The following is a 13,172-nucleotide window of genomic DNA, read 5'->3' on the forward strand; positions in this document are numbered from 1 at the left end:
CCGGTGGGTATCAGAAACTTACAATTCAAGAACACTGAATTACCAAATTTGCCTGTGAGTAACGATAGAAGCAGCTTAGTATTTCTCTGGTAATACTTTCGTGGCGAGAACCGCAAAGATCATTGTTCTTGCTCAAGACTGTTTTACTCCACAAGATGATCCGGAAACGATTAATGTCCGACCTGCTAAAAACATTAATGATTATCACAGGCATCATTATTCTATTGTTTATGCTGCTGGTAGGCTTCAATGTCTGGGCGTTCACAGATGTTCCAGCCGGGCTGGTATCTCCGGAACAGAAACAAAAAAACCCCGACACTTTCGTTATCGAGGCTCTTCACACCGACAGAACAACTTAGTCCAGCTGCGCCATCACTTCGGCAGGAATGTCAGCGTTAGTGTAAACATTTTGCACATCGTCCAGGTCTTCGAGACGATCCACCAGCTTCATGATTTTTTCCGCACCGTCTTTGTCCAGTTCAGTCCGGGTAGAAGCGATCATCGCTACTTCGCCGCCCGCTGGTTTCAAACCTGCAGCTTCAATAGCTTCTTTTACCGCCATGAACTCAGTCCACTCAGTGACCACTTCAATGGAGCCATCGTCGTTAGTCAGTACATCTTCGGCACCGGCTTCCAGAGCAGCTTCCATGACAGTGTCTTCATCCAGACCCGGTTCGAAGAAGATTTGCCCCTTACGCTCAAACAGGTAGGCTACAGAACCGTCAGTACCCAGATTACCACCATGCTTGGAGAAAGCATGGCGTACTTCTGCAACGGTACGGTTACGGTTGTCTGTCAGACATTCCACCAGCACCGCGATACCGCCAGCACCATAACCTTCGTAGGTCACTTCTTCCATGTTGGAATCGTCATCACCACCGGCACCACGAGCAATCGCCCTGTTGATGGTGTCACGGGTCATATTGGCACCCAGAGCCTTGTCAACCACCTGACGCAGCTTGGGGTTATCCTCGATATTCCCACCGCCCTGCTTGGCCGCCACCACCAACTCACGAATGATCTTGGTGAAGATTTTGCCACGCTTGGCGTCCTGAGCCGCCTTACGGTGTTTGATATTGGCCCATTTACTATGACCTGCCATAGAAAATACCCTTTATCTCTTCTTGAACAGGCCGGTAAAAACCGGCCTCAGCAATTTATAAAATGGTCGCAGACGTTTTCTGGAACAGCCGCAGACGCTCAGTGACTGGTTGCAGACGCCGGATCACGACGAATACGGATATTCAGATCGCGTAGCTGGGTAGCATCCACTTCGCCCGGAGCCTGAGTCAGCAGACAGGCTGCGGACTGAGTTTTCGGGAAGGCAATAACGTCACGAATATTATCGGTCCCGCACAGCAGCATAACCAGACGGTCAAGCCCAAACGCCAGACCACCATGGGGAGGCGCACCGTATTTAAGAGCGTCCAGCAGGAAGCCAAACTTTTCCTGCTGCTCTTCTTCCTCAATTTTCAGGATACGAAATACTGTCTGCTGCATTTCCTGGTTGTGAATACGAACAGAACCACCACCGACTTCATAGCCATTGATAACCATGTCATAGGCACGGGAAAGCGCTTCAGCAGGATTTGCTTCAAGCTCTTCAGGTGAAGTCGTTGGCGCTGTGAATGGATGGTGCAGCGCGGTCAGTTCACCGTCGTCTGTTTCTTCAAACATTGGAAAGTCAACAACCCACAGTGGCGCCCACTCTTTCGTATACAAATTCAGGTCAGCACCGACCTTACAACGCAATGCACCCAGAGCTTCGTTGACTACCTTCTCTTTGTCTGCACCAAAGAAGACGATATCGCCATTGCTGGCATCCAGACGCTTCATAATCTTCATGGTGACATCGTCGCCCAGGAACTTGATGATCGGAGACTGAAGACCGTTTGCGCCGTTTTCGATTTCATTGACCTTGATCCAGGCCAGACCCTTGGCACCGTAGATGCTGACAAACCGGGTGTAGTCATCAATCTGCTTACGGGAAAGTTCAGCTCCACCGGGTACTTTCAGTGCGGCTACACGCCCCTTCGGATCTTCAGCCGGTCCTTTGAAGACCTTGAATTCAACTCCGGCCATCAAATCAGCAACGTCCACCAGTTCCAGAGGGATACGCAGGTCTGGCTTATCAGAACCATAAAGGTTCATGGCTTGTGCAAAAGTCATGTGCGGGAATTCACCCAGTTCAACACCACCTACCTTTTTAAAAGTGGTCTTAACCAGGTCTTCAGCCATACCCATGATCCTGGACTCGTCCATGAAGGAGGTTTCGATATCGATCTGAGTAAATTCTGGTTGACGGTCAGCACGCAGATCTTCGTCACGGAAGCATTTTACAATTTGATAGTAACGATCAAAACCTGCCACCATCAGCATTTGCTTGAACAGCTGGGGAGACTGTGGCAGCGCAAAGAACTTACCTTCGTGAGTTCGACTGGGTACCAGGTAATCGCGGGCACCTTCCGGGGTCGCACGGGTCAGAACAGGGGTTTCAACATCCAGATAACCCTGCTCATCCATAAAGCTGCGAACAGCACTGGTCAGCTTGCTGCGAAGGATCATTTTTTCCTGCATTTCCGGACGACGCAGGTCAATAACACGGTTTTTCAGACGAACTTCTTCACCTACATCGGTGTAGCCTTCGATCTGGAAAGGCGGTGTCTGGGCTTCATTCAGGATTTCTACCTGCTTACCCAACACCTCAATTTCACCGGTGCCCATATTGGTGTTTACAGTGCCTTGGGGACGGGGGCGTACAAATCCGGTGATTTTCAGCACATATTCACTGCGTGCTTTATCAGCGAGAGCAAACGCCTCTTCGGTGTCAGGATCAATAACAACCTGGGCGATACCTTCACGGTCTCGCATATCCAGGAAGATCACACCACCATGGTCGCGACGTCGGTGTACCCATCCACACAGGGTAACCTCATGCCCGTCATGGGAGAGATTCAGTTCGCCGCAATAATGGCTGCGCATAACATACCTCGAAACTGGGGGGCTGTTCAGGTTCAGCACAGAATTATCTGAAATTTTGTGCCTGAATTTATGGTTTTGAGTCACTCCGGGTGAAGCACAACCTCAGCGCTCAAATGACCGAATTATTCACTGGCGGCTGCAGCGCCGCCCGAGCCCTTGGCAGGGCCCTGATTATCATTGCAGGACAGATTCTTCTTATTGCCACTCTTGAAGTCTGTTTCATACCAGCCGCCACCTTTCAGCCTGAAGGCCGGGGCACTCAACAGTTTTTTCAATTCAGGCTCACCACAGACACCACAGTCAGTCAGAGGTGCATCGCTGAACGCCTGAATCACTTCCTGCACACCACCGCAACTTCCGCACTGATATTCGTAGATCGGCATTGAATCTGTCTATCCTTTGTTTGCCATTGTCAGAACTGGGGCATTATACCTGAACCCTTGATTTTCACCAGATAGTGTCCAGACCAATAATCAGAAAATAGAGACGGGATCAGGGATATTTTCGATGACTGTGCAGACTTTACGAAAGACGAGGAAGGGAGCCCCTCCCCGTTGCTCTCAAACTCGATTACTTTTGCTGATTTGAACAGCTGCCTCCTGCTGCTTTTCCAGCGACTCAGCGACTTCCAGTAGAATCGACTCAAAATCCTGCAGATGCTCAGCAACACTCTTGCGTTGAGCATCCACATTCTCAGCCACTTCATCGAGGTGATCTTCTTTCACATCCTGAGTTTCCTGACCTTCTTCCAGCTTTGATTCCATCCAGAGGCGGGCAAAAACCTGAGGACTGCTTGCACCTTCAAAACTGAGATTATCACCCCGGTGAGTCTCCGCTGCAGGGTTGACTGCATCCTCCAGCGCCTTTTCTGAGGGGACGCTATGCAAAGCAATAGCGAACCCTTCTTCCACTGCAGGAGAGTTTCTTGCCTGAGGTTTATCGTCAAGGAGCTGAACAGCACTTCTCAGCTCTGCAGGGTCAGAGGGAGAGAATACCTGTTGCAGAGTCTCCAGATCCTCAGTGGCAAGAAACTGATTAGCACCCTCCTCAAGCTCAATCCGGTCATCCTCTGACCGGATTTCACCTTCTTTGTGCTCTTTATCCAGCGACTTTACTCCGTCCTCGCTCTGCTCCCTTCTTCTGAACTCCCTTACCTGCTCTTTCTGAGCCCTCTGTTCGAGCTCTTTTACGGCTTGCACACCTTCTTCACCGGTTTTCATAGCAGCAGGATCGAACCGCTGACGAATTCGCCCCAGCAGACTGTTAACACGCACAAACTCTGACGTCACTGTGTTCAGCTGTCTGTTAGCTCTGAGTAATGCGGCATGATCTGCGGTATTACTGGCTTCCAATGTCTTCATCTGCTGGCTCAGAGCACTGATTTCTGTGGCAACACCTGCAATTTGATAGTCGAGCGCTGTAATTTCATTCATCAACCGGTTTATTTGACCACCGCTGCTATTGTTACCGGCTTGATTGGACTGAGCACTGGCCAATTCAGCCTCTTTCAGGGTTTTATGAAGATTTTTGCTGGCCAGGAGTTCTGCATAGACTTCCCGCTGAGCCGCTATGTCATTTAAATCCCTGGTTCTGGATCGAATAGTTTCTCTCAGATTAAGGGCATTGACTGCACTATCCTCCCTCCTGCTTTGCTGATAGACCCGATTGCTGAAATTCTGATCGATAGAAGCAGCACTCACCATAGCCTGAGCATCACTGATCATCCCTTTAACAATAAGAATGAGTGACTGAGTGTCACTAATATCTATATCCTCAGGATTGAAGCGACGATTGAATTCATGCACTGCTGCCCTGAAGCCATCCAGTCTGGCGTCAAAAGCTTTTTGGAGAAAGTCACGACTGTCGGCATTGGAGACGCCTGGCTGATCTGGACTGACACTGACCGCCTGACCGCTATTGCTATTTTGCGAGCTGGAAATCGAATTCGAATTACTGAATCCCTGGCTCACCTGCGCCTGTGCTGGAGTTTGAGATACCTGCCCACTCTGTTGCACAGGAGTCTGGGATATTCCGGAATTGGGATCGACTGGATTCATAGTCACTTCCTCCCTGAAGGTTCTATAAGATAGTGCTTTAGTTGTTTGGCCTGCTTTCGCTCTTCTTCCCACCCTTTGGATGATTTCAGAATTTTCGCTGCATTTGATAGTGCTTTCACCGCCAATTTTCGATTTTTCAGACGAATAAAGCACTCCGTCATACAAATTGAAGGACGAGGATCTTCATTATCCAACCTTTCGGCATAACTCAGTGCGGGGATTGCAGCTGCATCCTGGCTTAAATGATGAAGCGCCAACCCTATTCCCAGATAGTAACGAGAACTGCGATGATCCAGAAGAGCCAGATAACGGAAGACTTTAAGAGCTTCTGCATAGTGACCAATACCAAAATGACTGAATCCAAGCTGATAGATGGCTTCCATCTGCCCCTGATCCAGCCCTCTTAATTCACGTATCGTTCCGCCCCGTCTTAAATAAGTCAGCCAAAGGTCTTTTCCTGCTTCAGCATTTTGCTGCAAGCTGTTCATATTTCATCCCTGAAAAACAAATGATCTCAATTCATTATAAACATTCATTTTTTTCTGACTTTCATTCATTAATCCTGTCAAACCAACAAAAAGAAATTAAAAGAACTAATTTTTATTCATTAAGATAATTTGCAAAATATCAGATCGCTGTTTTACTCAATTACTCATATTGCCTAAACACTTAATCAAAAAGGGCTGGGCCTGATAATTTCAAGTTTCATGTCTTCTTACGTTTGAAACTTGTCGTTATAACTACGATGAGTGCTGCTCTGATGTTGGCATTCGCTTAGCTGGCAAGTCGGCTGATGGAGATAGTTGTGGCATATTAGGTCTGGAAAATATCATAGGCGTTGCCAGAATTGAGCAAGACTCTGTTCATGTCCGGTTCTGCGGCACTTCTATGAGTACGAGGACATGACTGTTATTCACCTCGATGTCGGTTATACAGTCGGTGCCTTTAGGGGCGGGATTGCTGGATAGCTTTATCATACAAGGATGCGGCCCCGCTAAACGCTTGTACAAAAGATGTGAGATTTTTCTAAACCCTGTTGCATCCTGTTAAGGATTGTATAAGAATCACTCTTAGCCCTATGGGGAGGTTTCGCAGTACATTCCGTCCGAGCAGTACAAGGATTTTTGAAACCAGGGCTAGAACACACATCGAATGCAGCAAGGAGCTGAACACTAATGAAACTCGCACAAATCAGTGCACTGAGTGCTGCCATTTTTATGGCTACCTCTGCTCAGGCTAACGCCTTCCTGGACGAATCAAGCCTGAATCTGGAGTTGCGCAACTTCTATCAAACCAAAACCAAGGATGACGGCTCGACCGACTCCTCCAACTCTCAGTGGGCTCAAGGCGTTCGTCTTGACTTCTCCTCTGGCTACTTTCAGAACATAGTCGGACTGGACCTGGGTGGTTACTACTCTCTGAAGCTTGGCGCTTCCGATATTGACGGTTTTGTTGGCAACCCTGGCTTGCTCAGAGTGGATAGCGACGGCGATTCCCACAGCTACGGCAAAACATCCTACGCAATTAAATTCAATCTTGCTGACATGGGTGTAGCGAAATACGGACGCATGTTCCTGGACACACCTCTGGTCAACGACTCTGACAGCCGTGTTCTGCCAAGCCTGAGCGAAGGTTTCTATGCAGACATCACCTTATCCGGCTTGTCTGCTCATACAGCCTGGATTACGAAAGGCAATGGTAAAACCGAGTCAGGCTTTGAAGATTACGAGGTAGGCGACGACAGTGAAGCAGTAATGACACTGGGTGGCGCCTACGACTTTGGTAACGGTCTGGAATTAAGCGCAGACTATGCCAGCCAGAGCAACTATGCCAAGAAATACTTGGGCGAAGCCAGCTTCTCTACAGAAGTTGAAGGTGTTGAAGTGGGTGTGGCTGGTCAGTACGGGCAAGTCGAACTTACTGGCGACAGCAAGCCAGCGACTGGAGACAAGAGTCAGTACACTTATGGACTGAAAGTGGCCGCTGGTGTAGGCCATGCCGACTTTGGCATTGCGTACACAAAAGTTGAAAGCACAGACTTGGGCGCATACAAAATTGGCTGGGCTGGCGGTGACGATGACACCGGTTACTTTGGCTATAACTCTATCCAGATCTCTGACTTCAACAGCAATGGCCAAAAAGCCTGGGGCTTCTCTGCAGGATATGATTTTGAAGGCGTCGTTGACGGCCTGAGTGTCAAGGGTATTTACGTCATGGGTGAAGTTAAGTCTGAGGACGAAACTGAATACAACCTGGACATCAATTATGCAATTCCTCAGGTTGAGGGTCTGACTGCCCGCCTGAGATACGCAAATAATACTGTTGAAGCCAAAGGTGCAGACGATGTTGTCAAGACCGACACACGTGTCATCCTGAAGTACAACGTCGCTGTATTCTGATCTAATCATCAGAAGAGCAACCTTATGAAGCCTCTGCACATGCAGGGGCTTTTTTATTGCCGAAAGCAGCAAACCGACTTAAACAGCACCCCATCAAAAGGCAATCATTGCTAAACAAATACATCAGACACTAAAAAGGGAGGCTGAATACCTCCCTTGAAGGACTGAGAAGAACTCAAAGAGTCAACACCAGCGTCATCACGAAGCGGCGTATTCCTTAAGCTTTTTCAAAGGACGCACCTTGACCTGAATACTGGCCGGCTTGGCGGGCACATCCATTAACTCGCCAGGCTTGAATGGATTGGGTACGCCTTTCTTGGCTTTCTGAGCAGGTTTTTTCCTGGTCACGATCTTGAGCAGTCCCGGAAGAGTGAACTCGCCACAGCCCCGCTTCTTGATATGACGTTCTACCAGTATTCCCAACTCTTCCAGCACAGCGCCCACTTCTTTCCGACTCAAACCGGTACTCTCTGAAATATCAGCAAGAATCTGGGTTTTACTGTACTTATCCTTGATAGCTGTGGCTTTCTTCGCTGCCATACAATTACTCTCCTGATGGATTTTCCCTGTAGGTTACCTTCCGCACCAGCGGATTGTGATCTGCCACTTCACCAGGCTGATTTAATGTTTCACGAGGCAAGTCCGAAAAATCGGACATTAAACTTCCCTAACCTCAGAGAGCCTGCAAAACCAGACTTTTGAAACACCTGAAATCACTATAACAAGTGATTTTTTACAGTGGTAGTCTTTTTTACACCCTTTTAAGCATTGCCATAGCCCTCTATATAAGGGGCATAGAAAGAGTTTGAGATAGAGGCACAATGACGTTACATTAATCCTTACAGCAGTGTTACGCTGTGGCTTTTTGTTGCCCGTTTGTTTGCGCGCTGAATTGACCGCATTACTGATTTCAAAGCATTCCCATAATTTCGGGAGGCAGTCACTTCATAGAGAGCTTGCAGCAAGGAGCTTTATTGATGTTTTACCGGTTTAAGGCGCTTTTTAATGCAGTAATGCCTGAAATCGGCATATTTTTACAGTCACACACATAACAACCAAAAGGACTCAGCACTTGAAACATCTTAAATTTATCCACATGATCTTAGGCATCCTTTCACTGGCAGCATTAATTGTGGAGGGGTCTGTCCTCAATGTGCTGCTGGGTGGCGCACTGGCTATCGCCTCAGCTACCATGCTGCTGCTCACTGCCGCACTGATTCACCTCTGCCTTGGCTGCTATCTGACAGTCTATCGTGGCAAGAAATCCTTTTTGCAGGCAATGGCTTCAGTTATGCTGATTGCAGCGACTGCACTCAGTGGCTGGGCAATATTTTCTCACCAGACACCTGAGATTCCATCCTCACTACTCCTTGTTGCCGGGGTTCTGCTGCACGTCGTAATCAACCTGAGATCCTTCAACCCCACAAGCCCAATGGAAATCGTAGATTCCGATAGAGAAACAGGCACCGTCAAGTGGTTCAACGTTTCAAAGGGCTTCGGCTTTATTACCCGGGATAGTGGTGAAGATGTCTTCGTCCACTACCGCACGATACGTGGAGAGGGTCACCGGACACTGTCTGAAGGGCAAAGGGTAGAATTTATCGTGGTGGAAAAAGATAAGGGACTGCAGGCAGAAGACGTGATTGCTGCACCCAAAGGCCGCTAACATCAATACTTTTAATGAATGGGGCTCTTTCCGGCCCCGTTCAGGCTTCTGACCCTTATTAATAATGAGGAGGAGCAGTCTCCTTCTGTTCTTCCAACCGAGAGCTGGCCATAGCCATTAATTGCTTCTTCAGCTGAATCATTTCCTGCTTCAAACGATCAATCTCCTGCTGCTGACGGGTGACCACCTCATTAAGCTGGGCAACGGTATCTTCCTGAAAACTGAGCTGGGTCTGCAGCTCAATCAATTCCTCTTTCATTTCACTCCCCCCACTCATTCAAAGCAGCTGAATAATGATTCCAGCTTCTTTTTGATCTCAGCGACCTGCGCCTGCCCGTATGGCTTGGCTGGCAACCTGCCCCAAACAGGGTTTGGCCAGGCAACATCACTTTCATAACGGACAATATGATGAACATGCAACTGTTTCACAACATTACCCAGAGACGCTACATTCATTTTATCCGCCTCAAAGACATCATTCAGAATGGCTGCCGTCAATGACGACTCACAGGCCAGCTGTAGCTGCTGCTCTTCATCAAGATGAAAAGCTTCATAAACCCCTGCCACCCTGGGTACCAGAATAAACCAGGGATACTGACTGTCATTCATCAGCAAAACCCGGCAGAGGGGCAGATCCCCCATGACAAAGCAGTCCTTATCCAGCCTCTTATCCAGCTGAAATTCGCTCATAATTACTCCGATTAAGCCGAGTTGCCAGTAATAATTTGCAGCACTATAGCTAACCTGCCGGTGAAATTCGACTGTGATTCACTCAGTAGCCATGACGTCTCTGCACAACCGTAGTAATATGCCACTTTTGCGTTTTGATAATCGGATAACTGAGCACATGCGTACTAGTCAATCCTTGATCTCCACCCTCAAGGAAACACCTTCTGATGCCGTCGTCGTCAGCCATCAGCTGATGCTGCGAGCAGGCATGATCCGTAAACTGGCATCCGGTCTCTACAGCTGGATGCCGATGGGTCTGCGCGTTCTCCAGAAGGTAGAGAACATTGTTCGTGAAGAGATGAACCGCTCTGGCGCACAGGAAGTCCTGCTGCCTGCCGTGCAACCGGCTGAACTCTGGCAGGAAACCGGACGTTGGGATCAATTTGGCCCCGAACTGCTTAGATTTAAAGACCGTCATCAGCGCGATTTCGTCATTGGTCCTACTCATGAAGAAGTCATCACCGATATGGTTCGAGACACTATCAGCAGCTACAAACAGCTGCCCATGAATTTGTACCAGATCCAAACCAAATTCCGTGATGAAATCCGCCCCCGTTTTGGCCTGATGCGTGGTCGAGAGTTCATTATGAAGGATGCCTATTCATTCCATTCCAATGACCAATGCCTCGGTCGTGAATACGAAAACATGCACGATACCTACAACCGTATCTTTACTCGTCTGGGCCTCAATTTCAGGGCTGTAGAAGCGGATACGGGCTCCATCGGTGGCAGCGCCTCACACGAAATTCATGTCCTGGCCGAATCTGGAGAAGACGCCATCGTCTTCAGCAACCAGAGCGAATACGCAGCCAACATTGAAAAAGCAGAAGCTCTGGCACCTTCTCACGAGAGAGCAGCTCCGTCTGAAGAAATACGCCTGGTTGATACCCCCGAAGCAAAAACCATTGCAGACCTGGTTGCGCAATTTGATCTACCCATTGAGAAGACGGTCAAGACTCTGATTGTTGCAGCAGACGAAGAATCAGAAGCGGACTTTGTTGCCCTGATGGTTCGTGGCGATCATGAACTGAATGAAATAAAAGCGGAAAAACTGCCTGAAGTTGCAGCACCTCTGCGCTTTGCAACAGAAGAAGAGATCAAGCCCGTCATGGGAGCCGGACCCGGCTCTCTGGGCCCTGTTGGCATCAGTATCCCATGTATTGTTGACCGCACAGTTGCGGTCATGTCTGACTTTGGGGCTGGCGCCAACACAGATGGCAAACATCAATTAGGTATCAACTGGGAGAGAGACGCATCTTTCGACCGCATCGCCGATTTGAGAAATATTGTAGAAGGCGATCCCAGCCCATGCGGTAAGGGCACCCTGGAAATCAAGCGCGGCATCGAAGTGGGCCATATTTTCCAACTGGGCACCAAATACTCTGAGTCAATGAACGCAACCGTTCTGGATGAAAACGGAAAAGCCGTGACTATGGCAATGGGTTGCTACGGGCTGGGCGTTTCCCGGGTCGTCGCAGCCGCCATTGAGCAAAATCATGACGATCGGGGAATCATCTGGCCCGCAAGCATTGCGCCTTTCCAGATCGCCATTATTGGTTTGAAGATTGAGAAGTCTGAAGCCGTTCGGGAAGCCGCCGAGAACCTCTATAAGGAACTGACTGAAGCGGGCTACGACGTCCTTCTGGATGATCGTAAAGCCAGTCCGGGCGTCAAGTTTGCCGACATGGAACTGATCGGTATTCCACACCGGGTGGTCCTGAGTGATAGAGGGCTGGCAAACGGTCAGGTAGAATACAAATATCGCAGGGCAGCAGATCGCGAAGACGTGGCACTCAGTGAAATTTCCGACTTTCTTAAGGAACGTCTGGCCTGAACCGTTTATCAAACGGCCGTCGTTTTATAATAAAAACAGCCTGATTACAGGTTTCACCCTCGCACTTTTGTTGACTCCGACAACCGGCTGGAGTCAGCAAAAAGTGGATGAAGGGCTTCGGATCTATCTTGAAGAGGCTCTCAGCAGCACTGAGAGCTTTTCAGATCGTTTCGAGGCAGAAGTCTGGCTGGTCGATATGTCCAGCCGGCTAACGCCGTTCATGAAACATCAGAGTCCTCGACAGCGCCTGGAGCTGCTCAAAAAAATTCACAAAAAGGCCACTGCCGCTAAACTCTCCCCCGAACTGGTGCTGGCATTAATTCAGACAGAATCCTCTTTTGACCGATTTGCTGTTTCTTCTGCCGGAGCCCAGGGCCTTATGCAGGTTATGCCATTCTGGAAAGACGTCATTGGCCGCCCACAAGATAACCTGACCGACGTAGAGACCAACCTGAAATATGGTAGCCATATTCTCAGTTATTATCTGGAAAAGGAAAAAGGCAACCTGACCCGGGCATTAGCCCGTTACAATGGCAGCCTTGGCAAAACCTGGTACCCGGAGCGAGTGTATAAAAACTGGGATCGTCACTGGCGCAATGACTGAGATGTACTTCATAAAACTATGTCGGCACCTGATCAGCCCGTAGTAAATTCGGAAAACTCCTGTTCAGGTTCGAGGGAAACACTAACGCCAGTAACTCGAGCCATGGGAGGACCGCTTTGCAGCCAGGCTTCCAGCTTGTCCAGCTCTCTCTCTTCACCACACATTAAAACTTCAACCCTCCCGTCTGGCAAATTCTTTGCCCATCCGGTAATCCCCAGCTTTCTGGCCTCTTGCTGGGTTGAGCCGCGATACCAGACGCCCTGCACCCTCCCCTCAACCATTGCACGTCTGCACTGATTAGCCATTTTCATCAACCATATTCATCAATACCCGGATGCTCTCTTCAAGGCTTTCCTTTGTCTGAGGCCCATACAATATTTCTATCAGTTTTCCCTGTGGATTAACAATCATGGTCGCAGGCAATACCTGAGGACTTCTGGTCTCCAGCAACACCAATGGACTCTCGGTAATAACAGGAAACCGAATACCCATATTTCTGGCTTTTTTTATCAGTTCTTTTCCCTGACTGTCATCAAAATCATACCCCAGAACCTGAACCTTTCCGTCACTGGCCAGGGCATTCAGCTCCGGAATCTCTTCACGACAGGGCCCACACCAGTGGGCCCAGATGTTTATAGCAGTCCACCGACCCTTATCATCTTTGAGAAAAACGCCTTTTCCCTGAGTATCTGTCAAATCCGGTTTAGAGCAGGCAGACAGAAACAGAGTGGTCAGTACCAACGGAAAGAAGCGGAAAAAAAATTGTCGCATTAGCCTCAGACCCTGTGATGAGTTTGTTCTGATTCTAGCTGGAATATCTCATAAAGTCGCACGGAAGCCTGTTGGAGCGAGACTGCAACACAAAAATAATGGCAATAACAGACATCAAGGATTCAAAACA

General features: G+C 48.8%; 15 protein-coding genes. 5 read left to right on the forward strand and 10 right to left on the reverse strand.

Annotation, left to right across the window (positions count from 1 at the left end):
* The first annotated feature begins 173 nt into the window (after positions 1-173).
* Complete coding sequence (locus ACOJUN_RS24575) at positions 174-359, forward strand: hypothetical protein (RefSeq protein ID WP_422134463.1); 186 nt, start codon at positions 174-176, stop codon at positions 357-359.
* On the opposite strand, the gene ACOJUN_RS24580 is transcribed toward ACOJUN_RS24575, so the two are convergent.
* The 5 genes from ACOJUN_RS24580 to ACOJUN_RS24600 all read right to left on the reverse strand — a co-directional run bounded on the left by ACOJUN_RS24580 (position 356) and on the right by ACOJUN_RS24600 (position 5,527).
* Positions 356-1,102: a YebC/PmpR family DNA-binding transcriptional regulator gene (locus tag ACOJUN_RS24580; protein WP_422134464.1), complete on the reverse strand. Its 747-nt coding sequence runs from the start codon at positions 1,100-1,102 to the stop codon at positions 356-358. The two genes, ACOJUN_RS24575 and ACOJUN_RS24580, sit on opposite strands and share 4 nt — an antisense overlap.
* A 98-nt stretch (positions 1,103-1,200) precedes the next feature.
* The gene (gene aspS / locus ACOJUN_RS24585) at positions 1,201-2,982 is read right to left on the reverse strand and encodes an aspartate--tRNA ligase (protein WP_422134465.1); all 1,782 of its coding nucleotides are present in this window, start codon (positions 2,980-2,982) and stop codon (positions 1,201-1,203) included.
* 122 nt (positions 2,983-3,104) lie between these two features.
* Positions 3,105-3,365, reverse strand: a complete 261-nt coding sequence (locus ACOJUN_RS24590; RefSeq protein ID WP_422134466.1) for an FmdB family zinc ribbon protein — start codon at positions 3,363-3,365, stop codon at positions 3,105-3,107.
* Between the two features lie 177 nt (positions 3,366-3,542).
* Positions 3,543-5,039, reverse strand: a complete 1,497-nt coding sequence (locus ACOJUN_RS24595; RefSeq protein WP_422134467.1) for a hypothetical protein — start codon at positions 5,037-5,039, stop codon at positions 3,543-3,545.
* 2 nt (positions 5,040-5,041) lie between these two features.
* Positions 5,042-5,527, reverse strand: coding sequence for a hypothetical protein (locus tag ACOJUN_RS24600; RefSeq protein WP_422134468.1), 486 nt, complete (start codon positions 5,525-5,527; stop codon positions 5,042-5,044).
* 687 nt (positions 5,528-6,214) lie between these two features.
* Here ACOJUN_RS24600 and ACOJUN_RS24605 point away from each other — a divergent pair.
* Positions 6,215-7,438, forward strand: coding sequence for an OprD family outer membrane porin (locus tag ACOJUN_RS24605; RefSeq protein WP_422134469.1), 1,224 nt, complete (start codon positions 6,215-6,217; stop codon positions 7,436-7,438).
* A gap of 198 nt (positions 7,439-7,636) precedes the next feature.
* Here ACOJUN_RS24605 and ACOJUN_RS24610 read toward each other — a convergent pair whose 3' ends face one another.
* The gene (locus ACOJUN_RS24610) at positions 7,637-7,978 is read right to left on the reverse strand and encodes an HU family DNA-binding protein (protein ID WP_317142335.1); all 342 of its coding nucleotides are present in this window, start codon (positions 7,976-7,978) and stop codon (positions 7,637-7,639) included.
* A gap of 532 nt (positions 7,979-8,510) precedes the next feature.
* Between ACOJUN_RS24610 and ACOJUN_RS24615 the strand changes: the two genes are divergently transcribed.
* Positions 8,511-9,104, forward strand: a complete 594-nt coding sequence (locus ACOJUN_RS24615; protein WP_422134470.1) for a cold-shock protein — start codon at positions 8,511-8,513, stop codon at positions 9,102-9,104.
* Positions 9,105-9,162: 58 nt separating this feature from the next.
* Here ACOJUN_RS24615 and ACOJUN_RS24620 read toward each other — a convergent pair whose 3' ends face one another.
* Both ACOJUN_RS24620 and ACOJUN_RS24625 read right to left on the reverse strand, forming a co-directional pair.
* On the reverse strand, positions 9,163-9,381 hold the full coding sequence (locus ACOJUN_RS24620; RefSeq protein WP_422134471.1) for a SlyX family protein: 219 nt from the start codon (positions 9,379-9,381) through the stop codon (positions 9,163-9,165).
* Entirely contained in the window at positions 9,378-9,794 is a 417-nt protein-coding gene (locus tag ACOJUN_RS24625; RefSeq protein WP_422134472.1) for an HIT domain-containing protein, read from the reverse strand. The genes ACOJUN_RS24620 and ACOJUN_RS24625 overlap by 4 nt, the downstream gene beginning before the upstream one ends.
* 157 nt (positions 9,795-9,951) lie before the next feature.
* On the opposite strand from ACOJUN_RS24625, the gene ACOJUN_RS24630 reads away from it, so the two are divergent.
* Positions 9,952-11,667, forward strand: a complete 1,716-nt coding sequence (locus ACOJUN_RS24630; RefSeq protein ID WP_422134473.1) for a proline--tRNA ligase — start codon at positions 9,952-9,954, stop codon at positions 11,665-11,667.
* A 103-nt stretch (positions 11,668-11,770) separates the two neighbouring features.
* On the forward strand, positions 11,771-12,271 hold the full coding sequence (locus tag ACOJUN_RS24635) for a lytic transglycosylase domain-containing protein (protein ID WP_422134474.1): 501 nt from the start codon (positions 11,771-11,773) through the stop codon (positions 12,269-12,271).
* 32 nt (positions 12,272-12,303) lie between these two features.
* Here ACOJUN_RS24635 and ACOJUN_RS24640 read toward each other — a convergent pair whose 3' ends face one another.
* Positions 12,304-12,576, reverse strand: a complete 273-nt coding sequence (locus ACOJUN_RS24640) for an acylphosphatase (protein WP_422134475.1) — start codon at positions 12,574-12,576, stop codon at positions 12,304-12,306.
* A complete protein-coding gene (locus ACOJUN_RS24645) occupies positions 12,569-13,042 on the reverse strand; it encodes a TlpA family protein disulfide reductase (RefSeq protein WP_422134476.1) in 474 nt (157 codons plus the stop codon). Before ACOJUN_RS24645 ends, ACOJUN_RS24640 begins: the two co-directional genes overlap by 8 nt.
* Between the last annotated feature and the right edge of the window lie 130 nt (positions 13,043-13,172).

The sequence above is a fragment of the Endozoicomonas sp. ALD040 genome (assembly GCF_049275945.1).
Lineage (GTDB): Bacteria > Pseudomonadota > Gammaproteobacteria > Pseudomonadales > Endozoicomonadaceae > Endozoicomonas_A.